This window comes from Algoriphagus vanfongensis DSM 17529 (assembly GCF_000429465.1).
In the GTDB taxonomy this organism is placed as follows: Bacteria; Bacteroidota; Bacteroidia; order Cytophagales; family Cyclobacteriaceae; genus Algoriphagus; species Algoriphagus vanfongensis.
This window is the reverse complement of record NZ_AUBX01000015.1, coordinates 107331-133915: the sequence shown is the minus strand read 5'-3', so window position 1 is coordinate 133915 and position 26585 is coordinate 107331. Positions and strand designations below refer to the sequence as shown.

The 26585-nt window shown below is 43.6% G+C and carries 29 protein-coding genes; 18 read left to right on the top strand and 11 right to left on the bottom strand.

The features are described from left to right. Nucleotides 1–85: 85 nt before the first annotated feature. Complete coding sequence (locus tag G460_RS0113875) at nucleotides 86–1096, bottom strand: dipeptide epimerase (RefSeq protein ID WP_026955927.1); 1011 nt, start codon at nucleotides 1094–1096, stop codon at nucleotides 86–88. Between the two features lie 81 nt (nucleotides 1097–1177). Here G460_RS0113875 and G460_RS0113865 point away from each other — a divergent pair, with 81 nt between their 5' ends. From G460_RS0113865 to rlmF, 3 genes are all read left to right on the top strand, one after another. Continuing rightward, a complete protein-coding gene (locus tag G460_RS0113865) occupies nucleotides 1178–2659 on the top strand; it encodes a M14 family zinc carboxypeptidase (RefSeq protein ID WP_035464459.1) in 1482 nt (493 codons plus the stop codon). Nucleotides 2660–2753: 94 nt separating this feature from the next. Then, complete coding sequence (locus tag G460_RS0113860) at nucleotides 2754–3482, top strand: SIMPL domain-containing protein (RefSeq protein ID WP_035464458.1); 729 nt, start codon at nucleotides 2754–2756, stop codon at nucleotides 3480–3482. Nucleotides 3483–3504: 22 nt separating this feature from the next. Then, nucleotides 3505–4437 carry a 23S rRNA (adenine(1618)-N(6))-methyltransferase RlmF gene (gene rlmF / locus G460_RS0113855; RefSeq protein WP_026955924.1) on the top strand — a complete coding sequence of 311 codons (933 nt, stop codon included), beginning with the start codon at nucleotides 3505–3507 and terminating at the stop codon, nucleotides 4435–4437. Nucleotide 4438: 1 nt separating this feature from the next. Here rlmF and G460_RS0113850 read toward each other — a convergent pair whose 3' ends face one another. The 7 genes from G460_RS0113850 to pdhA form a co-directional block, all read right to left on the bottom strand. Continuing rightward, a complete protein-coding gene (locus G460_RS0113850; protein WP_026955923.1) occupies nucleotides 4439–4723 on the bottom strand; it encodes a hypothetical protein in 285 nt (94 codons plus the stop codon). A 109-nt stretch (nucleotides 4724–4832) separates the two neighbouring features. Then, entirely contained in the window at nucleotides 4833–5243 is a 411-nt protein-coding gene (locus G460_RS0113845; RefSeq protein WP_026955922.1) for an OsmC family protein, read from the bottom strand. A gap of 68 nt (nucleotides 5244–5311) precedes the next feature. After that, nucleotides 5312–5641 carry a DUF6787 family protein gene (locus tag G460_RS0113840; RefSeq protein WP_026955921.1) on the bottom strand — a complete coding sequence of 110 codons (330 nt, stop codon included), beginning with the start codon at nucleotides 5639–5641 and terminating at the stop codon, nucleotides 5312–5314. A gap of 80 nt (nucleotides 5642–5721) precedes the next feature. Then, entirely contained in the window at nucleotides 5722–7044 is a 1323-nt protein-coding gene (locus tag G460_RS0113835; RefSeq protein WP_026955920.1) for an aspartate kinase, read from the bottom strand. A gap of 45 nt (nucleotides 7045–7089) precedes the next feature. Beyond that, complete coding sequence (gene ribH, locus G460_RS0113830) at nucleotides 7090–7566, bottom strand: 6,7-dimethyl-8-ribityllumazine synthase (RefSeq protein WP_026955919.1); 477 nt, start codon at nucleotides 7564–7566, stop codon at nucleotides 7090–7092. An 87-nt stretch (nucleotides 7567–7653) separates the two neighbouring features. Next, nucleotides 7654–8367: a tetratricopeptide repeat protein gene (locus tag G460_RS0113825; RefSeq protein WP_026955918.1), complete on the bottom strand. Its 714-nt coding sequence runs from the start codon at nucleotides 8365–8367 to the stop codon at nucleotides 7654–7656. Between the two features lie 110 nt (nucleotides 8368–8477). Further along, nucleotides 8478–9497 (bottom strand): pyruvate dehydrogenase (acetyl-transferring) E1 component subunit alpha, encoded by a 1020-nt coding sequence (gene pdhA, locus G460_RS0113820; RefSeq protein WP_026955917.1) that lies wholly within the window; start codon nucleotides 9495–9497, stop codon nucleotides 8478–8480. Between the two features lie 91 nt (nucleotides 9498–9588). Between pdhA and recF the strand changes: the two genes are divergently transcribed. Next, nucleotides 9589–10695: a DNA replication/repair protein RecF gene (gene recF, locus G460_RS0113815; protein ID WP_026955916.1), complete on the top strand. Its 1107-nt coding sequence runs from the start codon at nucleotides 9589–9591 to the stop codon at nucleotides 10693–10695. A 28-nt stretch (nucleotides 10696–10723) separates the two neighbouring features. Here the strand turns inward: recF and G460_RS0113810 are convergent, their stop codons facing one another. Then, a complete protein-coding gene (locus tag G460_RS0113810) occupies nucleotides 10724–11626 on the bottom strand; it encodes a nucleotidyltransferase family protein (protein ID WP_026955915.1) in 903 nt (300 codons plus the stop codon). Nucleotides 11627–11913: 287 nt separating this feature from the next. On the opposite strand from G460_RS0113810, the gene G460_RS0113800 reads away from it, so the two are divergent. Both G460_RS0113800 and G460_RS0113795 read left to right on the top strand, forming a co-directional pair. Continuing rightward, nucleotides 11914–12252 carry a P-II family nitrogen regulator gene (locus tag G460_RS0113800; RefSeq protein WP_026955914.1) on the top strand — a complete coding sequence of 113 codons (339 nt, stop codon included), beginning with the start codon at nucleotides 11914–11916 and terminating at the stop codon, nucleotides 12250–12252. A gap of 32 nt (nucleotides 12253–12284) precedes the next feature. Continuing rightward, nucleotides 12285–13514, top strand: a complete 1230-nt coding sequence (locus tag G460_RS0113795) for an ammonium transporter (protein WP_026955913.1) — start codon at nucleotides 12285–12287, stop codon at nucleotides 13512–13514. Nucleotides 13515–13593: 79 nt separating this feature from the next. Here the strand turns inward: G460_RS0113795 and G460_RS0113790 are convergent, their stop codons facing one another. After that, nucleotides 13594–13782 carry a hypothetical protein gene (locus G460_RS0113790; protein WP_026955912.1) on the bottom strand — a complete coding sequence of 63 codons (189 nt, stop codon included), beginning with the start codon at nucleotides 13780–13782 and terminating at the stop codon, nucleotides 13594–13596. 114 nt (nucleotides 13783–13896) lie between these two features. Here G460_RS0113790 and G460_RS0113785 point away from each other — a divergent pair, with 114 nt between their 5' ends. From G460_RS0113785 to G460_RS0113730, 12 genes are all read left to right on the top strand, one after another. Then, nucleotides 13897–15342, top strand: a complete 1446-nt coding sequence (locus tag G460_RS0113785; protein WP_026955911.1) for a BatD family protein — start codon at nucleotides 13897–13899, stop codon at nucleotides 15340–15342. Continuing rightward, nucleotides 15342–16436, top strand: a complete 1095-nt coding sequence (gene aroC, locus G460_RS0113780) for a chorismate synthase (RefSeq protein ID WP_026955910.1) — start codon at nucleotides 15342–15344, stop codon at nucleotides 16434–16436. Before G460_RS0113785 ends, aroC begins: the two co-directional genes overlap by 1 nt. Beyond that, entirely contained in the window at nucleotides 16436–17764 is a 1329-nt protein-coding gene (locus G460_RS0113775; protein ID WP_026955909.1) for a dicarboxylate/amino acid:cation symporter, read from the top strand. The genes aroC and G460_RS0113775 overlap by 1 nt, the downstream gene beginning before the upstream one ends. Nucleotides 17765–17889: 125 nt before the next feature. Continuing rightward, nucleotides 17890–18564 carry a cytochrome c biogenesis protein CcsA gene (ccsA, locus tag G460_RS0113770; RefSeq protein ID WP_026955908.1) on the top strand — a complete coding sequence of 225 codons (675 nt, stop codon included), beginning with the start codon at nucleotides 17890–17892 and terminating at the stop codon, nucleotides 18562–18564. Nucleotides 18565–18567: 3 nt separating this feature from the next. Beyond that, a complete protein-coding gene (locus tag G460_RS0113765; RefSeq protein ID WP_026955907.1) occupies nucleotides 18568–18816 on the top strand; it encodes a CcmD family protein in 249 nt (82 codons plus the stop codon). Nucleotides 18817–18819: 3 nt separating this feature from the next. Continuing rightward, on the top strand, nucleotides 18820–19236 hold the full coding sequence (locus G460_RS0113760; protein ID WP_026955906.1) for a cytochrome c maturation protein CcmE domain-containing protein: 417 nt from the start codon (nucleotides 18820–18822) through the stop codon (nucleotides 19234–19236). 22 nt (nucleotides 19237–19258) lie between these two features. Beyond that, entirely contained in the window at nucleotides 19259–21778 is a 2520-nt protein-coding gene (ccsA, locus tag G460_RS0113755; protein WP_026955905.1) for a cytochrome c biogenesis protein CcsA, read from the top strand. A gap of 136 nt (nucleotides 21779–21914) precedes the next feature. Continuing rightward, entirely contained in the window at nucleotides 21915–22286 is a 372-nt protein-coding gene (locus G460_RS21885; protein WP_051316048.1) for a hypothetical protein, read from the top strand. A gap of 348 nt (nucleotides 22287–22634) precedes the next feature. Continuing rightward, nucleotides 22635–23039: a hypothetical protein gene (locus G460_RS23190; RefSeq protein ID WP_157366933.1), complete on the top strand. Its 405-nt coding sequence runs from the start codon at nucleotides 22635–22637 to the stop codon at nucleotides 23037–23039. Next, nucleotides 23039–23794 (top strand): sensor histidine kinase, encoded by a 756-nt coding sequence (locus G460_RS0113740; RefSeq protein WP_026955903.1) that lies wholly within the window; start codon nucleotides 23039–23041, stop codon nucleotides 23792–23794. Before G460_RS23190 ends, G460_RS0113740 begins: the two co-directional genes overlap by 1 nt. A gap of 37 nt (nucleotides 23795–23831) precedes the next feature. Then, entirely contained in the window at nucleotides 23832–24458 is a 627-nt protein-coding gene (locus tag G460_RS0113735) for a response regulator transcription factor (protein ID WP_026955902.1), read from the top strand. Then, nucleotides 24459–25511, top strand: coding sequence for an oxidoreductase (locus tag G460_RS0113730; protein WP_035464456.1), 1053 nt, complete (start codon nucleotides 24459–24461; stop codon nucleotides 25509–25511). Nucleotides 25512–25519: 8 nt separating this feature from the next. Here the strand turns inward: G460_RS0113730 and G460_RS0113725 are convergent, their stop codons facing one another. Further along, nucleotides 25520–26473, bottom strand: a complete 954-nt coding sequence (locus G460_RS0113725; RefSeq protein ID WP_026955900.1) for a pyridoxal-phosphate dependent enzyme — start codon at nucleotides 26471–26473, stop codon at nucleotides 25520–25522. Nucleotides 26474–26585 lie beyond the last annotated feature (112 nt).

Sequence of the window (26585 nt, the reverse complement as noted above, 5' to 3'; positions counted from 1 at the left end):
CGGTTTTTTTGTTTTACCTGGAAAACAAAACACTCCAAGGGTTCAAAACCCTTGGAGTGTTCAGACTTTAAGTCAAAGCAATCATTCAGACCAATTCGGCTCCTATTCCGGCGCGGTCTGGGAAAGTGACTTTCTCAGGAGTGATTGTCACTCCTCTTGCAGGGTCTTTGGATAGGAGCATCGCTCCATCCATATCCACATAGTCTAGCAGCGGAGCGATATGTGCGATGGCTGAGATTCCTACAGAGGACTCGGTCATGCAGCCCACCATGGTTTTCATTCCCAGTTTTTTGGCCTCGTGGATCATTCTCAGTCCCGGGGTGATTCCGCCAGCTTTGACAAGTTTTACATTGATAGCATGAAATAGGCCATGGCATTTTTTGACGTCTGACTCGACGATGCAGCTTTCATCAGCCATGACAGGAAGTTTGGAATGCTTGTAAACTTCCTTCATTCCCTCCAAATCATCTTTTCCCAAAGGCTGCTCCATGAATTCCACGCCCAGTTTTGCCAATTCCTCCGAATTACAAATGGCTTCTTCTGCAGACCAAGCGCAATTGGCATCGATTCGGAAAATTGCATCGGTATGCTTTCTCAGCTCCTTGACGATCGCCAAATCCTCATGCGTTCCCAATTTGATTTTATAAATCGGCCAATCCACTTCTTTCATCTTTTGCACCATTTTTTCGATGGTATCGATTCCCACAGTGAAATTGGTCGTAGGGATATCCTTTGGATCGAGTTGGAGGTATTCGTAGAGTTTGAGTCCTTTCTTCTTGGTGAATAAATCCCATGCAGCCAGATCCAAGGCACATTGTGCAAAGGGATTATTTTTAAAAATGTCTTTGCCCAAAGCCCATAATTCCTCAGGACTCTCCCAGTTTCCACTTTCTACTAGTGGGCGAAAATCTTCCAAAACAGCCTGCATGTTTTCGATGGTCATTCCATAAAATGGATTGGTCGTGGATTCACCCAAACCGTAAAAACCTGCATCTTCGAGTTTGACGATCAGGGTATCCTGCACATCGCGGCTCTGATGGGCAATCGTGAAAGTATGCTTGAGTGGAAGGTCGTGGACTTGATAGGAGAGTTTCATGGCTTGATTTTAGCTTTTTTGCTCAGAATCAGGAGAAATTGTAGAGTTTTGTCTAGTTTTATTTCACCATCATTTGAAAGCATGAAATTAATCAAGAGAAATCAATTTAGCCTGTTTTTGCTGTTTTTAGTTTTTGTAAGTGGATGTAAAACAGCAAGTGATTCTGATTTTCCCGCTTTGGAAGTTGCTCAATTGGAGCAAGCCTATCAGGAAAATCAGGAAGCTGCGATCACCCATCGGCGGTTTAAGCATGCAGATTTGCAGCCGCTGATACAGAAGCATTCGGAGACTTTTGACGTGGCAGAATTGGGCAAGTCCGTAGAGGGAAAAAGCATTTCTTCATTGGACTGGGGAAATGGCCCTACCAAAGTTATGCTTTGGTCCCAGATGCACGGCAATGAAAGTACTGCGACCATGGCTTTGTTTGATCTATTTAATTTTTTGGGCAAGACTGGAGATGACTTTGAGGAGCTGAGAACACTTTTGAAGGAGAATTTGCATCTCAAATTTATCCCCATGCTCAACCCGGATGGGTCGGATAAATTTCAGCGGAGAAATGCCTTGGATATCGATTTGAATCGAGATGCGATTTCTCAGATTTCTCCTGAGGCGATTATTCTCAAAGGTGCCAGGGATTCATTCGAACCTGAATTTGGATTCAATCTACACGATCAGCAGATTTATTATAATGTGGTGAACACCCCGCAGCAAGTGACGATTTCTGTTTTGGCACCGGGCTACAACTACGAGCGGGATGTCAATGATGTCCGGGCCAAAGCTATGCAGATCATCGTAGGGATGGACAAAGTCCTACAGCAGGAGATCCCTGGTGGAGTAGGGAAATACGATGATTCGTTTGAGCCGAGAGCCTTTGGAGACAATATCCAAAAATGGGGAACAAGTACGATCCTGATCGAGTCTGGTGGCTACGTCGGCGATCCTGAAAAGCAATATATCCGCAAGCTCAATTTTATGATCATCTTGAATGCTTTGCATCAGATCGCGACCAAAGGTTATGAGCAATACACGACGGAACAGTATTTTGCTATTCCAGACAATGACCTGCAGATGGTAGATCTGAAGATCAATGAAATGAATGTGGAAATAGAAGGCAAAACCTATCCTGTGGATCTGGCGATCCGAAGAAATGAAAACAATGCCGGAGATACTTATTCTGTGTCGGGATCCGTGGTGGATTTGGGAGACATGCAGGTTTATTTTGGTTTTGAAGAAAAGGATGCCAGCGGATTGACCTATCAAGAAGGGAAGGTTTTCGAAACTACGTTTGAAAGCGTTTCGGATATCAGTTCCGAAAAAGCCTATGAACTGCTCCGAGAAGGCTATTTGGCTGTAAAAGTGAAAAATGCAGAAGCTGGAGATCTTCACAACCTTCCGATTTTGCTTTTGAAAAGCTCGGATACTTTTTCTGCTGGATGGAAAACCGGCTCACGACCTAATTTCTACCTTTCAGACGGGGAAGAACTCAAAGTAGCAATCGTCAATGGCTACTGGATCGATCTGGCAAATCCTGAAGAGCAAGAGTTTAAACAAGCCGTATATTAAGGTTAAAATTTCTTAGGAAACCGAAAACCCGTCCATGTGGCGGGTTTTTTGTTTTCTACTTTTTGATTAGTTTTTACCTCAAAATCAAATTCTTATGAGATCTCTACCCGCGATTATTTTTGCAATAGCCATCGTATTGGCAGCTGTAGTTTTGGGCAATGCCGTCATCAACAGAAATCGTCCCCAAGGCACCGTCAATGTCACGGGTTTGGGAGAAAGTAACTTCACTTCGGATTTGATTGTGTGGGAGGGCAATTTCAGCCGAGAAAGCTCGGAAATCCAAACGGCCTACTCCAACCTCGAAAAGGACAGGAAAGCCATTACTTCTTATTTGGATTCCAAAGGGATCTCTTCTTCGCAGATCATCTTCAATGCCGTCATCACCAATCCACAGTATCGTCAAAACTACTCTAATGACGGGCGCTATTTGGGACAGACTTTCATTGGCTATCAACTCAATCAGTCTATCAAAATAGAATCTAAGGATGTGGAGAAAGTGGAGAAAATCAGTCGGGAAGTCACAGAACTGCTCAATCAGGGGATAGCATTTTACTCTCAAGAGCCACGATACTACTATACTGATTTGGAATCACTCAAGCTGGAGATGATCGCCAAAGCAACGGAAGATGCGAGAATACGGGCTGAAAAAATCGCCGAGAATTCCGGTTCTAAATTGAGTGACTTGATCTCTGCAAACATGGGGGTTTTTCAGATCACCGGCCAAAATTCTGGAGAAGATTACTCCTGGGGCGGGGCATTTAATACCAGTTCCAAAAACAAAACTGCGTCCATCACCATGAAACTGGTTTTTGAGGTAGATTAAGTTTTAGGTCTTACTTTTGTCCATGGCCGAAAAATCCGGACTTCATCCTCGAAATATCCATCAAGACAGATATGATCTGAAAAAGCTTCAAGAAGTATTTCCTGAGCTTTCGGAATTTGTCTTCACTAATCAGTACGGCAATGAGACTGTAGATTTTTCCGATCCAAAGGCCGTGATCAGCTTGAACAAGGCCTTGCTTATGGCCTATTACAAGATCGGTTTTTGGGAAATCCCCGAAGGTTTTCTTTGCCCTCCGATTCCTGGAAGAGCCGATTATATTCACTACTTGGCAGATCTGTTGGCTCAAGTCAATAAAGACAAAATCCCAGGGGAAAATAAAGTTCAAGTTTTGGATATCGGTACAGGAGCCAACTTAATTTACCCGATTTTGGGGAACGCGATTTATAATTGGGGTTTCGTAGGGGCGGAGATGAATGAGCCTGCGCTTGAAAATGCGCAAACAATCATCGAGAAGAATTCAGGCTTGGATCAGAAGATAATTTTGCGACAGCAAACCAATCCGACTCAGATTTTCAAAGGAATTATTCACGCCGATGACTTTTTTGACCTGACTGTCTGCAATCCGCCTTTTCATGAATCCGAAGCTGAAGCCCAAAAGGGAACAGAACGAAAATTGAAAAATCTCAAGCTGAAGAAAAAGGAACTTAATTTCGGTGGGAAAGCTGGTGAGCTCTGGTGCGAGGGTGGAGAAAAGCAATTTCTCAGAAACATGATTCAGGAAAGCCAGCTTTTCAAACATCAAGTCTTCTGGTTTACCTCTTTGGTTTCCAAAGAATCAAATTTAAAACCTTTGCTTCAACATCTCAAAAAAGCGGGTGTAGCCGAAAGCAAAGTGATCGATATGGCTCAGGGAAATAAAAAATCCAGACTTTTGGCCTGGACATATCTATCCCCCAAACAGCAGGAGAACTGGAGGAAATTTCGCTGGGCTTGAATTACAAAGCCAGCGCCATCGGGATCAAAACCAGATAGCCAGCAAATCCAATCACCCATCCAAAAGCCATTTTAAGACCAGTCGAATAGCGGAGTTCTTCGGTATTCTTGAAAATAATCCCGCTGATCCCTGCCGCTACTGGCGTAAAGATCAGAGGAAGCCAGAAACTGGAGGAGTCCAAGAAGACTAATCCAGCTGCCATCAAAGCTAATGCGATCAATGCGTGAACAAGAAAAGTGATGCGGTTGGAGCCGGAATTTTGGAAATGGGAAGTTGTAGTTTCCATGGGCTTAGTGGTTTAGCATTCAAGGAATTGAATCATTCTTATACCCATACTGATTTAAACAAAAACAGGTTCCGAAGAACCTGAATTTTTTTCGATTTTTTGTCAAAAATCAATTGAGTGTATACTCAACTGAGATGTTTGTATTGAGAACTTTGGAAATCGGGCAGTTTTCCTCCGCGTCTTTGACTTGCTCTGCAAATTGCTCTTCGCTGATTCCCGGCACTTTTGCTTTGAGCACCAAGTGGGATTTGGACAAGACACCTTCTTCGAAAGTAATGTTACAGGTCACTTCCAATTCTTCCGGTGCAAAGTCGATTCCGCTCAAGTTGAAGCTCAATTTCATCGCAAAACAGCCCGCATGAGCTGCAGCGATCAGTTCTTCAGGGTTGGTGCCCACACCATCTTCAAATCTTGACTTGAAAGAATACTGTGTTTTGTCAAGGACAGTACTTTGAGTGCTGACGTGGCCGGAGCCTTCTTTTCCGCTACCATTCCATACGGCGGTTGCTTTTCTGATCATGGTTAAAATATTTAGGGTTAAAAATTAATCTAGTAGTAAAAGGAACTTGCAAGGACAATAGTTCTGAATTACGCTTTTTTCTTGGTGAAAAGACTCCCAATTCTACGAAATATCTGCTTTTCTTTTTCCCAAAAAAACTGAAACTGCCCGAATATAAAGCCATAAATCAGCAGGAATATTTGATAAAGCGGCAAAACCAAAAGTAGGTACAAGACTGTATTGACAAACCCGCCTTTTTCCACCCCGAAAAAATCCAAAATGGGATTTTTGATAAATAGGATCGTGAAGCCTGTGCATGCGAATACGATCAAGACCAAAACCACTTGAAACAAGCTTTCCAGTTTCCATTTGGTCTGAAGCCTTTTGAGAAAGCCCTCTTTTTGCTGTGATTCTGACATAAAACAAAAATAGTAGGAATTGGTCTAAATAAAAGAGCCGGAATATTCATCCCGGCTCATTCTATTATTTTTTAACAATTTTAGTTCCAATCAAATACGCCTTCATTCAATTGCTGAAGCGCATCCTTTTTGTATTTGGAGTCGAGAAGCAAGGAGACATTGTGCCTGCTTCCTCCATAAGATACCATGCGGATTGGGAAGTTGTCCAGACTATCCATGACGGATTTGACTACTCCACGTGTCTCAGAGACCATATTTCCGACAATGCAGATGATGGTCTGATTTTGATCGACTTCTACCGAACCCAAAGCTTCCAATTCTTTGAGGATTTGTGGCAAATGTGCCAGATCATCAATCGTCACGGATACGGCCACTTCAGAGGTGGTGATCATGTCGATTGGGGTTTTGTATTTTTCGAAAATCTCAAAAACCCTTCTCAAGAAACCATAAGCCAAAAGCATTCGACTGGATTTGATTTTGATGGCGGTGATTCCATCTTTTGCAGCTATGGCTTTGACACCTGAAGTTTCTACTTCCTCTTTGATCAAAGTTCCGTGCGCATCAGGATCCATGGTATTGAGCAATCTTACAGGCACATTGTATTGTTGAGCTGGCCAGATGGATGCTGGATGGAGAATTTTGGCACCGAAATATGCTAGCTCTGCTGCTTCATCAAATGAAAGCTCGGCGATAGGACGTGTGCGGTCCACTACTCTAGGATCATTGTTGTGCATGCCGTCGATATCGGTCCAGATTTCGCAGACGGAGGCATTGATAGCTGCTGCTACCAATGAAGCAGTGTAATCCGAACCACCACGCTTCAGATTGTCCACCTCATTTCGATGGTTTTTGCAGATATATCCTTGTGTGACAAATAGCTTTTGACCCGGATGCTGTGCCAAAATAGACTGTAGCTTCTCGGATATTTTATTCAATTCCGGCTCGGAGTTTTCATCAATACTCATGAAATCCAGCGCACTTAAGAATACCGCTGGGATATCAAGCTCTTGCAAAAGGGTATAGAAAAGCTTGGTAGAAAGTAGCTCCCCCTGAGCTAGAATATCCCGGTTGATCGCTTCATTGAACGAAATCTTCAAGATGATATTCAAAAACTCAAAATGCTCTTTGATGATGGATTCGGCCTTTTTTCTGGCTTCCTCGCTTTTCAAGAGTTTTGGATAAAAGTCCATGTAATGAGCGTGTAGCTCATCTATTTTTTCTTTGGCCATCACTCGGTCGGCGCTAGCTAAAGCGTCTCCGATTCCTACCAAGGCATTGGTGGTGCCAGAAAGTGCAGAAAGTACCACGATGGTGGGTTCGTCTCCGCGGGATACCAGGTCTTTTACCTGGTGCATGCGTTCGGGTTTCCCTACTGAGGTCCCTCCGAATTTCATTATTTTCATAAATAAACAGGTATTGGTAATAGGTATAGGTTTGAGATGATATGCTTAAAATCCCAGCATTTTGATTGCTGTGATTGCAGCCTCATCTCCTTTGTTTCCGTGTTTGCCGCCAGCTCGGTCTAGCGCCTGCTGCTGCGTATCCGGTGTCAGCACGCCAAAAATCACAGGCTTGTTGTACTTGAGATTGACATCGGTGATTCCTTTGGCGACTGCATCGCAGATAAAATCAAAATGCTTCGTTTCGCCTTGGATCACACATCCCAGGCAGATGACTGCGTCGATTTCTTCCTGCTGAGCCATCCACTGTCCTCCGAGTGAAAGCTCAAATGAGCCGGGGACGTTTTTACGGATGATGTTTTCCTTTTTGGCACCATGCTGAATGAGCGTCTGATAAGCTCCAGAATATAAGGCCTCGGTCACGTCTTCGTTCCATTCTGATACGACGATCGCAAATTTCTTTTGGCTGATGTCGAGGATGTTTTTGGAACTGTGTTCGCTTAGGCTTTTGAGGGATGTAGCCATAGATGGTGTATTTGTGATCAATAGTATAACAAAAAAGAGTAAGACCTTTTGGGCCTTACTCCTCTAATTTCTGCGTATCAACAAGCATTACTTAGCGGCAAGGCCTTCCAAGCGAGCTTTGTGTTTTCGAGCAGCAGCAAATTCGTAAGATTCAAAGTATTTCTCTTCAATCTCTGCGTACGCTTCGATTGCATCTTGTGTTCTCCCAGCTTCTTCATAGGCCACAGCCAGTTTGAAGAGGTATTTAGGAGTGAAATATTTGTTTGGCTCGTAGGAGCTGGCTTTCTCGTAGTTAGAGATAGCTTTGTCTACATTACCGCTTTCTAGATAGGCATCACCTAGAAGTGCTGCTGCTTTCGCCTGCACTAGGTAATCGTCAGAAGAAAACTGCTCCAAGTAGGTAATCGCATCAGAGAAGTTTCTTTCAGAAAGGTAAATAGATCCGATATAGAAGTTGGCCAGATTGGCTGCGTCAGTTCTTGGATATTCTTCTACGATCTGCAAAAGGCCTGCATTGATACCGTCTCCATTCAGGGCAAAATCCAAGCTGTCTTGCTCGTAGAAGTAGACTGCCTGAAACATTTCCTCTTGAGCTTCTTCGTTTTGATTTGCATTGTTGATTTGGAAGAAGAGAATACCTCCTATCAAAATCACCGCTGCGATCAATACTCCGCCTAATACTTTACTATTTTTTTTCAAAAAAGCTTCTCCTCGACCTAGGCTGTCTGCCATTGCTGCTGGATCTTCCAACAAGTCATTGTGATGGTCAGGATGTACTTTTTTAGATTGTTTCGTTGCCATGTTACTCAAATTTCAGGCGCAAATATACGTTTTTTATCTATTCCACAAAGCTCACTAAAAAAGCCATGAAACCAAATGGGTATCACGGCTTTTGGACTTTGAGTTTTCTATTATTCCATCACGAAAGGGTAGTCTTCCTGGACATATACATCCTGGAAGGCATCCTGACCGTCCGGCCAAGGGGATTCTTCTGCGAATTTCACTGCATCGGCTACTTGTTTTTTCACTTTGGCAATGATCTGATCGATTTCCTCTTGGGTAAGGATTTTATTGTCTTGGATGGTTTGGAGTACTTGCTCAATAGGATCCTTCTTCTTGTATTCCTCTACCTCTTCTTTGGTTCTGTATTTCTGAGGATCAGACATGGAGTGTCCCTTGTATCTGTAGGTTCTGAATTCCAGCAAAGTAGGACCGTCTCCTTTTCTAGCTCTCTCTGCGGCTTCAGATACTGCTTCGTGAACCGCCTCTACGTCCATTCCATCCACTGGGAAAGAAGGCATGTCATAGGATTCACCGATTTGGTAAAGCTCAGTGACATTGGAAGTACGGGCTACTGATGTACCCATTGCGTAGCCATTGTTTTCGATGACGAAAATTACAGGGGTTTTGTATAGCATGGCCAAGTTGAAAGCCTCGTGGACAGCTCCCTGACGCACTGCACCATCACCCATGTAGCAGATGGCTAGGTTTTTTGTGCCTTTAAATTTCTCAGCAAAGCCCAATCCCAATCCCATCGGTACTTGAGCTCCGACGATTCCGTGACCACCGATAAAGTTTCTCTCTTTGTCAAAGATGTGCATGGAGCCACCTTTTCCTTTAGTAGTGCCCGTAGCTTTGCCGAAAAGCTCTGCCATCACAGCTCCTGGATCAGTACCTAATCCGAGTGGATGGGCATGACATCTGTAAGCGGTGATCCACTTATCATCTCCTGTCAATGCTGAAATGGAGCCAGAAGCACAAGCTTCTTGGCCAATATAAAGGTGACAGAAACCTCTGATTTTTTGCTGACCATAAAGTTGCCCGGCTTTTTCTTCGAAGCGTCTCATCAAGAGCATGCTTTCGTACCAGTATGCGTACGTTTCTTTCGAATATTTTACCTTAGACTTGGTCGCTGCAGTTCTCTTTGCCATATCGTAATGATCAAAATATGCTATTTTAGGCCCCAAATATAACCAACCTCTCCTAAAAATCAGGCTGCCGCCGAAATAATTACCCGAACTGATGTATCTAAAGTCCCTGGAACTCTTACAATTTAAAAATCATGAGAAAACCCGGATGGACTTTAGCCCTCAGATCAACTGCTTTACAGGCTTGAACGGAAGTGGTAAAACCAATATTCTGGACGGTATCCACTATCTCTCTTTGACCAAAAGTGCAGTCCAATCCAGTGATAGCCTGAATGTCCGGCATGAGCAGGATTTTTTTGCTGTAAAAGGGAATTTGGAAATCGAAGGAAAAGCGCTGGAAGTGCGGTGCACTTTTGAGCTGGGTAAGAAAAAACAAATCTGGCAAAACGGGAAAGCACTGAACAAAACCTCGGAACATGTTGGGCTGATCCCCCTGGTATTGATCGCCCCGGATGATACCGAGCTGATCAAAGGAGGAAGCGAGGGAAGAAGAAAATTTTTTGACGGCTTGCTTTCCCAATTGGATAGAAACTACCTCAATCAGCTGATTCGCTATCATCATTTTCTCAAGCAAAGAAATGCACTTCTCAAGCAATTTGCCGAAAGTGGCAGGAGGGATTTGACTCTATTGACCGGCTATGATAAGGAGATGGTCGAACTGAGCAAAGTACTTGCGGGTAGGAGATCGGAACTGATGGAAGAGGTGGCTCCCATGCTTCAGGAGCATTACGAGGAAATATCTCAGGGTCAGGAGAAAGTCACCATTACTTATCAAACGGAGGCTTTGAGAGAGGATTTTGAGGATCATTTTGTATCGCTTCGCAAAAAGGATTTTATCACCAAAAATTCCAATGCCGGAATTCACAAGGATGATTACAACTTCCAAATCGGAGATCATCCGATCCGCAAGATCGGAAGTCAAGGCCAGCAGAAATCTTTTATCATCGCTTTGAAGCTGGCGCAGTTTCAAGTTTTTGAAAATGAAAAAGGAGAAAAGCCTCTTTTACTTCTGGATGATATTTTCGACAAATTAGATGATACTCGGATAGCCCAAATGATGCAATTGATCTCCAAGCATACCTTTGGTCAGATATTCTTGACAGATGCGAGACCAGAGCGATCGCATTCTATTTTAACGGAGTTGGATTCTGAAGTTTTCTTTTTTGGAGTAGAAAATGGAAAAGTGAAGGCGGAGCAATAAAAAAGAGGCCGAAGCCTCTTTTAAAATATTACCAAAGTTTCGCGGGATATTCACCCGCTTCATGTAGTTTTTTCAAGGATTCGATCACCACAGGTTTGTCTTCTGGATAAGTGACACCAAACCAGGTTTTACCACCCGGCAAGATTTCATAAGCAGCTTTGCCCTCTTGGATCAGATTATTGGCCACGGTTGGGATATAAAATTCCGACTTGAGGTTGTCAAGGTTGGCCGGAAGGAACTCCGCCCACATGCGTTCGATTTCCGCAAAAACAGTCTCGTGAAATCCCCAGAAGTTCATACTTGCAGGAGTATTTTCAGCGATTTCAAACACTTCTCCTTCTCCTCGACTGATGATTTTGCCATCCTCTCTGGCGATGGAAGTTCTTTCTTTCATTCCGATGAGGTGGCCTTTTTCGTTGGTATCGCAAATCCCCCGACTGACCGTGCCATTTTCGGAAAGTACATTCTGGATTGCATAGCCCACCATGGCATGAAGGTCTGGTCTTACGGCCGTGGATAGAAATCTGCCGAGCACTTCAAACGCTTCTTTTCCATAAAAATCATCTGCGTTGATCACTGCGAATGGTTCCTTGATGGCATCTTTGGCGCAAAGCACTGCATGAGCTGTTCCAAAGGGTTTTTTGCGATCAGCTTGTTTGAGTTCGTCTGGCACGAAACTTTCCAGAGTCTGCACCACCCAATCCACTTCGATTTTTCCTTTCAGTTTTGGGAGAAAAATTTCTTTCGCTTCTTCCAATATTTCTTTTCTGACGATGAAGACCACCTTTCCAAAACCGGCTTTGATGGCATCAAAAATAGAATACTCCAAAATAGTTTCACCATTTGGGCCAAAGGCGTCGATTTGCTTATCGCCACCGTATCTGCTTCCCATGCCGGCAGCCAGCACTAGTAAAGTTGGTTTTTGAGTCATTGTTCTCTGAATATCTGTATAAAAGCGCAGGCAAAATTAATGGAATTGACAAGGGAGGCAAGACTGTGGGTAATTCATTGTGCCGATAGGTGGTTTGTTTTTGATCCATATTTTTAAAAAGTCAGGTCTATTTTAATCAATTAAGGTATTCTGGTGCTCTATTTTGCTAATTAAATATGCCTTTTTCAGAAAATTGAGATAAAAAAATATCGTGATTTTGATTTTCACACAATTTTTGGATTAATTTCATGCCAAATTCTCAACAAACCATTAAACCCATTAAAAAAATGAAAAAAATAGAAGCGATCATCCGGACTTCGCGATTTGAGCAAATACATAAATGCATATCGGGTCTCGGAGTGAAATTCCTGTCCTTCTATGAAATAAAGGGGATGGGCTTTGAGCATGCACGCCAAGAGGTATATCGGGGTGTGGCATATGAGCCTGCATACATTCCTCGCACCAAACTGGAGATAGTCACTACCGATGATTTGGTGGAGTCTGTGATTCAGTGTATTCTCAAAGAGGGGAAAACCGGAGAAGTCGGAGATGGGAAAATCTTTGTCTTTGATGTGCTGGAAGCATACAGAATCCGAAACAACGACTCTGGCGAAAAAGCCCTTTAATTACTTATCACCTAATAGAACCTGTTATACCTATGCAAGAATTATTTACCGTCAATAACCTTTGGATGATGGTGGCCACTATTTTGGTCTTCATCATGCATTTGGGCTTCGCCAGTTTGGAAGCTGGACTGACAAGAGCAAAAAATACTGTCAATATATTATTTAAAAACACCATCATACCGGCATTGGGCCTATTGACATATGCCTTTGTGGGATTTGGGCTGATGTACCCTGGAGCGGGCTTTGAAGGCTCTGTTTTTGGATTTGCGGGTTTTGGATTGAGTCTTCCGGAAGGCTGGGACACGTCCAATTACAATGAAGGATATACCTATTTGACTGATTTTATTTTCCAGGCAATGTTTGCCGCTACAGCAGCCACTATCGTATCTGGTGCGGTCGCTGAGCGTATCAAGCTTGGACCATTTATATTCTTCTCAGTACTCTACGTAGCCATCTGCTATCCTATCGTGGGCATGTGGAAGTGGGGAGGAGGATTTTTGAATACGTTGGATACCCCTTTCTATGATTTCGCAGGATCTACCATTGTCCATTCTGTGGGTGGATGGGGCGCGCTTGTCGGAGCGTACCTTCTCGGTCCTCGAATAGGCAAGTATACAGAAAGAGGCATGAGCGCCATTCCGGGACATAATCTTCCGTTGGCTACATTTGGAGTATTCCTCTTGTGGTTTGGATGGTTCGGATTCAACGGTGGATCTGTCCTCAGTGCTGATCCAGGATTGGTATCAAAAGTGTTCGTGACTACTTCCATTGCAGCAGCGGCAGGAGCATTTGGGGCTTTGATCGTTTCCTATTTGAAGTTCAAGTCTTATGATATCACGATGGTTTTGAATGGAATTTTGGCAGGGCTCGTAGGAATCACTGCTGGTGCTGATCAGATGGGAGTCGGCGAATCAGCGATTATCGGTTTCATCGGAGGAGGATTGATTGTATTTGCCGTAGTTTTCTTTGATAAAATCAAAGTCGATGACCCGGTCGGAGCCATTTCTGTCCACTTGGTCGGCGGGATCTGGGGCACCTTGGCCGTAGGTATTTTTGGCGACTTGGCAGGTATGAGCCAGTTTATTTCCCAGTTGATAGGAGTGGGAGCTGTTGGATTATTCTGTGTATTATTCTCTGGGGTGATTTTCTACACCATGAAAAAGACTGTGGGCATCAGAGTGGATGAGTTGGAAGAAGTAGAAGGTCTGGATATCAATGAACACGGGATGAGAGCTTATCCGGATTTTGCAAGCAAGGATTAAATTAACCAATCACATAAAAAAGAGTAACCAAACCACCAACCAAAAAGCCCCGGTCTGCGAAGATCGGGGCTTGTCATTTTTAAACGCTCATTTGGAAATGCTTGTTGAGAATCGTGTGGTGGACTTTCCCAAACATTTGGTAGCACCAGTCTTTAAATTCCTCCAATTCGTTAGGTAAAATAAGCTTCAGGCCTTTTTTCAGCTCTCTCTCAAACAAGTAGGTCGAAAAGCTGACTTTCTGCAAAATGGTCTTCACATATTCTATCATAGTCTAAAGAGTTTTGGTTTATTAACTGAATTTAAGCTAAAGTACGAAGGCATTTCTTCGTTTGTTACGTAAAATTGGAGTTCCAGAAATTGAAATATCCTTAATTTCGCAACTATGTCTAAAACGCTAATCACTTCCTATTTGGTATTGCTCGGTCTGCTTTTTACAGGAAATCTGTATGCGCAGGAAGTAGAAGTGGAGCTGGGGCCTGATCAGATAGGTCTCAATGAAACCTGGACGATTAAAATTAGCGTAGCTAATGAAAAAATTAAATCCTACGATCAGTTTCCGGAAATTCAGGGATTTCAAAAACAAGGGACATCACAATCCTCCTCGATGAATGTGATTAATGGTCAAGTGACCAGTTCACATAGCTTTATCCAATATTACAAGCCTGCCCGGAAAGGGACTTTTACCTTACCGGCATTTTCGATGACTGTCAATGGCAAATCAATCGATGTGCAGGGTAAAAATATCACGGTAGGTGATGCAGTGAGCAATCAAAGTAGCGCTGGAAGTAGTTTTGATCCATTTGCAGATTTTTATAATCGTTCGGCTGGGGAGCCAGAATACGTCGAAGTGGAAGATGAGGCATTTTTCTCAGTGACGGTGGACAAAGAAGAGGTGTTTGCTGGAGAGGGATTCAATCTGACTTTGGCTTTTTATATGTCTGAAAACAATCAGGCGCCATTCAATTTTTACAAGCCTGGAGATCAGCTCGATCAAGTATTGAAGAAAATCAAGCCAGCCAATGTCTGGGAAGAAAACTACAACATCTCCAATATTGAGCCTGAACAGGTCTCTATCAACGGGAAGAGATGGGTGCGTTACAAAGTCTATGAGGCGACATTCTTTCCATTTTCTGAAGGAAAAATTGAGATCCCGAGTATTCCATGGGAAATGATCAAATATCGGGTGGCCAAAAACCCGGTTTATTTTAATGCAAGTAGACAAGAGGATTTCAAAACATTCTATTCTGCTCCAAAAACCATCACCGTGAAACCGCTTCCTGCTCATCCGCTAAAAAATGAAGTGGTAGTAGGTCAGTTTCAGTTGCGGGAAAACATCACGGAGCTGGAGGTAGAGACTGGACAGGGTTTTGATTACAATTTTGGAATCACAGGTATTGGCAATATCAATGCGATCTCCGAGCCTCGCCGGATCTCCACTCAAAACCTCAATACCTACGATCCCAATGTGCGCCAGCAGATCAATAGAGGCTACGGCAGAGTGTCTGGCATCAAGGAGTTTAACTACTACATCACGATCAATGAAGCCTCAGAGGTGGATCTGGGCAAATCATTTGAATGGATCTATTTTGATCCGGCAAGAGCAGTCTATGATACGCTCCGTCCAAGTGCCAAAATCCATGTAGTCGGTGAGAGTAAAGTCAATCAGGCGATCTCCAGCCAGCGTCTTGGAGGAATCTACGACCGTATCAGCAGTGCAGACAATGAATTTTTAAACGAGGAATATAAATACTATTTTACGACCGCAATTAACCTGCTTTTATTGGCCTCTGTGGTCTTTTTGGCGGTTGTAATCATTAGAAAGAAGTAATGGGTAATTCATTTGGAAAGCTATTCAAAATCACCACTTTCGGTGAATCTCATGGAGTAGCTTTAGGAGTCACAATAGAAGGATGTCCGGCAGGTTTGGAAATCGATGAGAGCTTCATCAGATCTGAAATGCAGCGTAGAAAACCGGGACAATCCAAGATCACCACGCAGCGAAAAGAAGAAGATGAAATAGAAATTCTTTCGGGAATTTTTGAAGGGAAAAGTACGGGAACTCCCATCGGGATCGTCATCCGGAATGCCGATCAGAAGAGTAAGGATTACTCGCATATTGCTGACAAATTCCGCCCTTCTCATGCGGACTTTACCTATTTCCAAAAATATGGTATCCGGGATTACCGAGGAGGAGGCAGAAGCTCTGCTCGAGAGACAGCTGCACGAGTAGCTGCTGGGGCGGTAGCCAAGCTGTTTTTGGCTCAAATTGGCGTGGAGGTTCAAGCTTATGTTTCCCAGGTGGGACATTTGACTTTGCAAAAATCCTATCAAGAGCTAGATCTTGCCCAGACAGAAGAAAATATCGTAAGATGTCCTGACCCAGTACTAGCTGAGGAAATGATCGAATTGATCGATTCAGTAAGGAAGGATCGGGATACCATAGGAGGGGTAGTCTCCTGTGTGATCAAAAATACGCCCGCTGGACTGGGAGAACCAGTGTTTGATCGACTCCATGCCGAACTCGGCAAAGCCATGCTGGGAATCAATGCCGTCAAGGGCTTTGAATACGGCTCTGGCTTCGAAGGAGTCAAAATGAGAGGAAGTGAGCACAATGATACCTTTGTGAAAGAGGGAGAGCAAATCAAAACTCTGACCAATCACTCAGGAGGAATTCAAGGCGGCATCTCCAATGGGGAAGACATCTATTTCAAAGTGGCATTCAAGCCAGTAGCCACGATCATGCAAGACCAGGCATCTCTCAATGAAGCTGGCGAGCAAGTGACAGTTTCTGGAAAAGGAAGACATGATCCCTGTGTGGTGCCACGTGCCGTACCAATTGTGGAAGCCATGGCGGCTTTGGTCATAGCCGATTATTTTTTGTTGTCAAAAAGCAATAAACTTGTCGACTTATCCAACATCTGATGCGAAAGAAGATCCCATTACATACTAAAATCATTATTGGCTTGATCCTAGGTTTAATTTTTGGCCTAGTAGTCATCAAAACAAATATTCCCAATTCCTTTACGCTCGACTATATCAAACCCATCGGGACCATTTTCATCAATTCTTTGAAAATGATCGCTGTGCCTTTGGTCTTTGCCTCGCTGATCGTAGGAGTATCCAACCTAGGAGATATCTCCAAACTCAGTAGAATAGGCGGCAAAACCATTGGGACTTACCTGATCACTACCGTAGTGGCGATTTCTATTGGATTGGTTTTGGTCAATATCTTCGAGCCAGGCAAAAGTCTTCCAGTCGAAACTCGAGAAAACCTGATGAAGCTCTACGAAGGAGATGCAGGATCACGAGTCAGCACCGCCGCCGAGCTTCAAAAACAAAGCCCGCTGCAGCCTTTGGTGGATATAGTGCCTCAAAATGTCTTTCAGGCAGCTACAGACAATGGAGCCATGCTTCAGGTTGTATTTTTCGCCATTTTAGTGGGAATAGCCCTTTTGCAGATTCCCAAAGAAAAGGGGAGTACAGTGATTGCTTTTTTTGATGGACTGAATGATGTCATTATCCGAATAGTCAATTATATCATGATGATCGCTCCGTATGGAGTGTTTGCGTTGATGGCTTCGCTGATTGTGGAGATTGCCGGAGACAATCCGGATTCAGCGATTGAGCTTTTGTTGGCATTGCTGAAGTATAGTCTGGTCGTATTGGGTGGATTGTTTGCCATGATTTTGGTGATTTATCCATTGATCTTGATGGGTTTCACCAAAGTGAAATATGTAGATTTCTTCAAAGCCATTCGTCCGGCTCAATTGTTGGCATTTTCCACCAGTTCTAGTTCTGCGACCCTTCCTGTGACGATGAAGCAGGTGGAAGAGGAGCTTGGAGTTTCTGAAGAAGTTTCCAGTTTTGTCTTGCCTCTGGGAGCGACAGTTAATATGGATGGAACCAGCCTTTATCAGGGTGTGGCAGCTGTTTTCATTGCGCAAGCCTTGGGGATGGAGCTGACTTTGACCCAGCAGTTGATGATCGTATTGACCGCTACTTTGGCTTCGATTGGTTCGGCTGGAGTACCGGGAGCAGGCTTGATTATGTTGATCATAGTTCTAGAATCTATCGGTGTACCGGCAGCAGGGATTGCGCTGATTATCGCTCCAGATAGGATTTTGGATATGTTCCGCACGGTGGTCAATGTGACTGGAGACGCCACAGTCTGTACTATCGTAGCAAGTACCGAGGGAGAGTTGCCGGATGGACTGATCCGCAAGAGCAATCCTCTGACTCCAAACGAATAAGAATCAGTTTAAATAATAGAAAAGGCCGAGGCAGGAATGTTTCGGCCTTTGTCTTTTCTGAGAAAATGCGACGTTTTCAGGAACTTATGCCTTATTTTTGCGCTTGAAAAAGCCAAAATGATCCTATGCGCCAATCCTGGTGGAAAATCTTAGCCATCCTCCTGCTGCTGTACACCATCTTTGCAGGATTGCTGATGGATGTGCCCCGACTACCTATCCTCAACGAAACCATCCGAGCCTTGCACTTCCATGTGACGATGTGGTTTGGGATGATCTTGATGCTGATGGTTTCGGTGTATTACAGCATTCGCTATTTGCGCAGCAATAATCTCGCAGATGATGATATGGCGATTGAGTTTACCAATGCAGCAATTTTATTTGGGGTATTGGGGATCGTCACCGGGATGCTTTGGGCCAAATTCACTTGGGGCGATTACTGGAGTGGAGATCCGAAGCAGAATGCAGCTGCTATAGGTATCCTTATGTATTTTGCCTATTTGATCCTGAGAAATTCCCTGACAGATCTACAGCAAAGAGCTCGAATCGGAGCGATCTATAACATCTTTGCTTTCGCCGCATTTATCCCCTTGATTTTCGTGTTGCCAAGATTGACGGACAGCCTGCACCCAGGCAATGGAGGTAATCCGGGATTCAATGCCTACGATCTGGATTCGAAACTTCGCATGGTTTTTTATCCGGCCATCCTAGGATGGACACTTTTTGGCTCCTGGATAGCAACTGTACGCGTCAGAATGCGTAGGGTGGAAAGAGTATTGGAAGAAAAAATGATTAATCCCTGATCGATGAGAAAATTACTAGTCATGATGATGATGGCTTTCAGCCTATCTGCACTGGCCCAAGAGAAGATCCCTGTGACCGAATCTGACTACAGCAATAATACTGTGGAGATGGCAGACCGAATGAGAGCTGATGGTAAAATCTACGTGTTGGTAGGAGTCATCGGGATCATTTTTGTCGGAATCGCCGTGTATCTGGTGTCGACCGACCGCAAAATCAGCAAAATTGAAAAAAGTATTTCCCCAAATCACTAAGCCATGAAAAAAGGACCTTTGATAGGAATAGGAATCATCGCCGTAGCCATTGTCATCATTATGACCTCTATCGGAGATGCGAGTAGTTATGAGACCTTTGACACGGCCTGGGAGATGAAGGAAGACGGCAATGATAAGGCGATCCACGTGGTAGGGCAGTTGAAAAAGGATACTTCTGGAGAAGTGACCGGCCTGAATGTGCGTGATGATAAAACCTCCTTCACCTTTGTGCTGGTGGATAATGATGGCACTGAGCAGGAAGTGTTTTACAATGAACCTGTCCCTGCGGATTTTACAAGATCAGAGTCTGTGGTGGTCATCGGCTCTTACAAAAACGAGGAAATATTCATAGCAGATAAGATCCTGATGAAGTGTCCATCCAAGTATCAGGAAACCGAAGTGCAGGCGGCAGGCATGTAAGCTAGCCTTAATCCCAGAATTCATGATTAACACCTTTATCGGTAATATGGGCCACTTGATGACGATAGTGGCCTTTGTCTCTTCTTTGGTGACAGCATTTGCCTACTTCAAGTACTTTCAGGCGACTGAAATAGAGAAAGCAAGCTGGCAGCGATTTAGCAGGATTTCGTTTTATGTCCACGCAGGCTCCAGCATCATGATTGCATTTTCTCTTTTTGAGATTATATACAATCATCGCTTTGAGTATTTCTATGCGTATTCGCATTCGAGCATGGCATTGCCGGTTCATTATATGATTTCCAGTTTTTGGGAAGGACAAGAAGGAGCGTTTATTCTGTGGATATTTTGGAATGTCATTTTGGGGCTTATCCTGATCCATACCAATAAAGTATGGGAGGCTCCCGTGATGATCGTTTTTGCGCTGGTTCAGGCATTTTTGGTGTCGATGATCTTAGGAGTGGTAATCGGCGATCTGAAGATTGGTAGCTCCCCGTTCATTTTGCTGAGAGATGCTACTAATGCTCCTATTTTCCAGATGAACCCTGATTTCATTCCTGAAGATGGTACAGGTCTCAATCCGCTTCTTCAGAATATCTGGATGGTGATTCACCCGCCTACGCTGTTTTTGGGCTATGCATCTACCTTGGTACCTTTCGCCTTCCTGATGGGAGGATTGGTGACCAAGAGATACAGCGAATGGATTCGTCCAGCATTGCCTTGGGCGATTTTCTCAGCCATGATTTTGGGAATGGGAATTTTGATGGGTGCTTACTGGGCTTATGTGACCTTGAATTTCGGCGGCTATTGGAACTGGGATCCCGTAGAAAATGCCGTCTATGTGCCATGGCTGATTCTGGTAGCCGCGATCCATACGATGATCACTTTCAAGAAAAGCGCTACTGCACTGAAGACCTCCATCGTCTTGGTGATCCTGTCCTTTATTTTGGTTCTTTATGCGACATTCTTGACGAGATCCGGAATACTGGGAGATGCCTCAGTGCACTCATTTACAGATTTGGGACTTTCTGGTCAGCTTTTCATCTATCTTATTTTCTTTGCTCTCGTGGCGATTTTCCTATCGGTCAGAGCATGGAAATATATCCCGAGTTCGGAAAGAGAAGCTTCTGTGTATTCCAGAGAGTTTTGGATTTTCATCGGTGCGACCACATTAGGATTGATGGGATTTCAGGTGATATTGCCGACTTCTATTCCTGCTTGGAATGCACTCGTGGAGAGTTTTGGAGGGATTTCCAATATGGCTCCTCCTGCCGATCAAGTTGAGTTTTATACCAAATTTCAATTGTGGTTTGGAATAGTACTGGCCTTATTGACAGCAGTGGGACAGTTTTTCTGGTGGCAAAAAATGGACAAAAAGGCTCTGAAAGATGCCTTGCTGACACCATACATTATTGCAGTGATCATTTCAGCCTTGGTGATTGTTTTGGCCAAAGTCTATGATTGGAAATACATGATATTGGTAGTGGCAGGGACTTTCACCATCGTAGCAAATGCTGTCATACTTTCTCGTTTATTGAAAAAATCAGCTTTCAAGCTGGCTGGAGGTTCTCTTGCTCATATCGGACTGGGGATGATGCTAGTTGGGATTATGTTTAGCTCGGGCTATTCGGAGACTATTTCTATCAATATGTCAGGTCTGACTTACAGCAATAGCTGGGAAGATGAACTGAACAAAGAACATGTTCTGCTTTGGATCAATAAGCCTCTGCAGATGAAGGACTACACGGTGATCTATCGCGGAAGACAGAAGAAAGTGGAAGGAATTCAGGAGTACGTGCCAGCTAAGATTTTGGAAGCCACTGATAAGGTCAACGAAGCGATTGCATTGGAAGACTACAAGGACTACTTCAAAAAAGGAGATAAAGTCAATATCGTGTTGGAAGAAAATGACTACTTCCAGATTGAATACTATCAAAATGAGGTCTTGAAATTTTCGCTTAGTCCCATGTCCCAGTTCAATGAGGGAATGGGTGGCTTGATCTCCTCTCCGGATTCGAAGATCTATCTGGACAAGGATCTCTACACCTATGTGGCGGCGATGAACGATTATGAAGATCCAGAGTGGAAAGAAGATCAATTTTACGAAGCAGCACCTGGCGAGCAATTTCACATTGCGGACTATGTGACCTATTTTGATGGAGCTGAAGTGATGCAAGAGATCGAGGGCTACACGCTACAAGAAGGAGATGTAGCTGTCAAGGCTAAGCTTCGCATCCTCGATTATGATGTGGAAAAGAAAATCGAACCGACTTTCATCATCCGAAACAATCAGGTAGGCAAACTACCAGAAATTGACAATGAACTGGGAATCAAAGTAACGCTGGAAAATATCCTGCCCGAAGAGAATAAGTTTGTCTTCAAGGTCAATCAGTACCAAAAGGACTATGTGGTCATGAAAGCCATCGTGAAGCCTTATATCAATTTGCTATGGATAGGATCTCTGATCATGCTAGTGGGATTCACCGTGGCGATCTATCGAAGATTTGATGAATTCAAAAAAATGAGAGATAAAGGTCTGGAATAATCAGACTTGATCGAGTGAAGAAAGGAAGGCCGTCAAGCCTTCCTTTTTTAGTACATTTTTAATCTATTGTTTTCAGCCTAAGGGCAGAATCTAGTATCTTTTGACCTGCAAATTCTAACCTAACCCATTATTTATTATGAAAATCAGCAGAAAGTCATTTTTAGAGATGAAGAGCAAGTATGACAAAGAGGTCAGGAGTGGTAAGCCTGGTAAGGAGCGGAAAAAGGATATTGATCATCAAACGGATTGGGTGTTTTTTGATCGGGCGTACTTGCAGGAAATACTAGACAAAACGGATGAGAAAACCGGAGGAATCAAGTTTTATCTTACTGAATATACCGAGGAAACAGCTAAGGAGACACATCCTGAAGATCCTGAAAAATACATCGGGAGATTGACGCTGGTACTATGTCCGACCAATCTTGGTGGCGACAAAGAAATCGGGGACGATGAAGAGGATTATTACAATAGTGGCGAACTTTGCCCTCCTACTTGCCCTAGGCCCTAAATGCTGGAGGGAGTTTTCGACAGGATAATTGCCAATCCATATTTGATTGGTGTACACGTGCTTGCATTAACAGGTTCAGTTGTGTTCGCCAGTTTTTCAAAAATCCCGAAAAAGCAGCCAAGGTTTTATATGGCTCTTTTTCTTCTGTGGATGGTATCTTTTTATGAATTATTTGGCTCGATTACATTGGTCAACCGGGACTTCAATGAATCAATGCACCATTTAATCTCAAACTTACCTTATCAGGGGTGGAATTTATGGGCCTATAATATTTTCAACTTTCAGATATCGAAGGTTATTCTGGTTGCTTGGATTTATCTTTTCATCCAGAATCCAAAGCTTAAAAGGGTGCTTTTATTCCTCTTAATTGGGTTTGTAGCGATTACACTTTTTTTGGATTTTTCTAAAATTGAAGAAATTACACTTCATCAGCCGATTGTCTATTTCATGAGTTATATGCTCAGTATAGTGGCCAGTTGTCTATTTTTTGTGGACTTGATCAGCTCAGATGATTATTTGGATATCAATCCTCTGAGGTTTATTCCATTCTGGTTTATTACTTTCAATCTTTTTCAAAATGTGATATTGATTTTGGCTGAAATAGAACGTGATTACCTGACATTTAATGAGCTGCCTCTTTATTATTTTTTCAAAGACATTTCTATGATTCTGTATTTACTTATGCTGACTTCAATTGTCTTGATTTTCATAAACCGCGGTTTACTTATCGAGAAAAAAGCACAAACTATCTAATGGAAGGAGAGGATAATCAGATTGTATTTGTATTGTTTGCCGGAGCGTTTCTGGCGGCTTTGATGGCCACTTTTGTGGTTGCTATGGTGATACTGCACAGACAAAGACAAGTGCAAAATAAGCAGCGGATGAACCAGCTTCAGATGGAGCATGAAAAGACTCTGCTCAACATTGAAAATGAAATCCAGCAAGACACCATGTCTCATATCGGCCGGGAGCTCCATGATAATATTGGGCAGTTGCTGTCACTATCAAAATTGTACCTGGGCTCATCCAAACCGGACCGTCAGGCGGAAGGCCGGGAGCTGATCACCAAAGTCATCTCTGAGGTGCGGGGTCTTTCCAAAACCTTAAATTTGGACTGGGTAGAAAGTATTTCCATCGGGGAATTTGTCCAGCAGCAGTTGGACAAAATCCAAGCGACTGGCTTTTGTCAGACTACTCTAGAAATGGAAGAGGAGTCTTGGGAACTGGATAAGAATCAAAAATTGGTTTTGATCCGAGTGATCCAGGAATGCCTGAACAATGCGATGAAGCATGCCGCTCCGGATCATATTTCGGTAGAACTGGTCAATCTTTCAGAAAATAAGGAAATCCAAATCCGTGATGATGGAAGGGGCTTTGATACCACTGTAGCCTCCGAAGGCAGTGGTATGTACAATCTAAAGAAGCGGATGGAAACCATTGGCGGACAATTTTTAATCCATTCCTCACCAGGAAATGGTACAGAAATCAAACTGATTTTGCCAAATTGAATTTCTAAAGCTAATTTAGGTTTCACCCTTACTTATCATGATCCGCATAGTCATCGCAGACGACCACACGCTTTTTGCCAAAGGCATAGAAGGATTGCTTGAAGAGCACGATGATCTCGTCGTTCTTGAGATTTTTCCCAATGGGCAGAAACTAGTCGATTATTTGAAGACTCACGATGTGGATGTCGTCCTGACAGACCTCAATATGCCTGTATTGGATGGCTTCGGTGTTTTGAGTCATATCGCTTTGGATCCTTATCGGGCAAAAGTGATCGTGCTTTCGATGTATGATGAAGAGAAAATCTTCAAGGAAGCTATTCAGAAAGGAGCCGATGGGTTTATACTCAAAGATGCCGATCCAGATGAACTGGTGTATACGATCCGTGAAGTATACGAAGGGCGACATGTCCTGAATTTTCAGCGTGTAGTAGAACAGGCTCAGCCCAATACATTTTTTGATTCTTTTAGAGACAAATATCGACTCTCTCGCAGAGAAGTACAGATCGTGTCTATGATCAAAGATGGCAATACAAGCAAAGATATCGCAGATATTTTGGGCCTGAGTCCAAGTACGATAGAGACCCATCGGAAAAATATCCACCAAAAACTGGGCGTGAGTACGCGGGTAGAGCTCGTGAATAAAGCCTACGAAATGAAACTGTAAATGACTTTAATCTCTCCAATCCGCACAGCCATAATTGGCTTTGGCTCCGTAGCCGAAAAAATGCATGCTCCTCTGATAGATGTTTGTCCTGACCTGGAGCTGACAGCTGTGGTGGAGCGTACGAGCAGGCGATGTGAGCAGATTTATCCGGAAGTGACCACTTACAGAAGTCTTGAGGAGCTGTTGGAGCAAGATGGTGCAGATCTGATAGTGATCACCACGCCCAATGAGTTTCATTTTCCGATGGCAAAACTTGCCCTAGAAGCTGGAAAGCATGTCGTAGTAGATAAGCCAGTGAGTGTTTTTTCCCATGAAGCAGAGGAGCTGCAAGCAATTGCCAGAGACAAAGGAAAGATTTGTACAGTATTTCAAAACAGAAGATTTGACGGGGACTTCAGGACTATACAGCAATTGCTAGAGTCGGGCACGCTTGGGAAGATTGCCTATTTGGAATCTCACTTTGATCGATTTAGGCCACAGATTTCGGATAATTGGAGAGAAAAGGATGTGCCGGGGAAAGGGATCACCTTTGACCTCGGAACTCACCTGATCGACCAAATTGTATTGGCTTTTGGGATACCGGATGGACTGTTTGCAGACATTCGCAAGCAAAGGACAGGAGCCCAAGCAGATGATCATTTTGATATCACGCTATTCTATTCTGACAAAAAAGCCAGAGTGACGGCAGGGGTACTGGTCGGAGCTCCTACTCCCAAGTTTTTGTTATTAGGCGAAAAGGGTTCCTATCAAAAGTTTGGTTTGGACGTGCAAGAGGCTGCATTCAAAGCTGGAATAAAGCCAGAAGGACCAGACTGGGGAGTGGAAACCGAAGACCGATGGGGGATGCTCTATTTCGAAAATGAGACTAAGCCTCTGCCAACAGTCAATGGTGATTACAGGATTTTTTATCAAAATATAGCGGATGCTATCTTGCGTCAGAAGCCTCTCATGGTGGAGCTAAATCAAGCGATTGTAGTTCTCAAGTTGATAGAAGCGGCGTTTTTGAGTGCTCGAGAAGGGAGAATCCTCACTCGAGAGGAAGGATCCTGGTAACTGGAAGATTAGAAGGGCAATTTTGCAAGATCCACATTCCCTCCGGATAGGATGATCGCCACTCTTTTGCCTTTGAACTGCTCTCGATTGGCAAGCAATGCAGCTAAAGGAACAGCACTGGAGGGCTCTATTACTAGTTTCATCCGCTCCCAAATCAATCTCATTGCTTCTTTTATTTGTTCCTCTTCAGCAAGCAAAATATCATCTACATATGTGCTGATCAGCTGAAAATTGATTTTTCCCAAGGAGGTCAACAGTCCATCGGCAATTGTTTTTGGTCCGGTTTGAGGGATCAGTTCCTTTTTGTGAAAAGATTGGTAAGCATCATCAGCACCGGCAGGTTCTCCGGCGATCACTTGAAGTGAAGGCTTCAGATAATGTGAAGTCAATGCAGTGCCGCCAAGTAATCCTCCACCTCCAACAGGGGTCATTAGGATGTCTAAGTCAGGAATTTCTTCCAATACTTCTAAGGCACAGGTAGCCTGACCTTCTACTACATCCCAATAATCGTAAGGGGGGATAAATGTCGCTCCAGTTTCTGCGACTACTTTTTCCAGCGTAGTTTCTCTTGCTTTCAGATTGGGTTCACACTCGACTATTTGTCCACCATAGCCTTTGACAGCTTTTTTCTTGATTTCGGGTGCGTTAGAAGGCATCACGATGAAGGCTGGAATCCCGGCGACTTTAGCTGCTCTCGCCAATGCTGCTGCATGATTTCCACTGCTATGTGTGGCTACACCTTTGGCCATTTGGCTTGGAGCTAGTTTGAGGACTGCATTGGCAGCTCCCCGAGCTTTGAAGGCTCCGACTTTTTGGAAGTTTTCGCATTTGAAGAACAATTCGCAGCCAGCGATTTCATCGATCGCTGAGGAAGTCAGGATAGGCGTATGGTGCACGAATGGGGCTATTCGACGAGCTGCCGATTGTATGTCTTGCAGACTGGGGATGTGTGGGCTTTCCATGGGAGAAAATTAGAAAGCTTCGTATGAAAATACAGTTCCTTCATGTAATATTTTTAATGTCTTTTTCATGTCTCTTCATTTTCCACATATTTGAGGCATGAAGTGGAGTGAT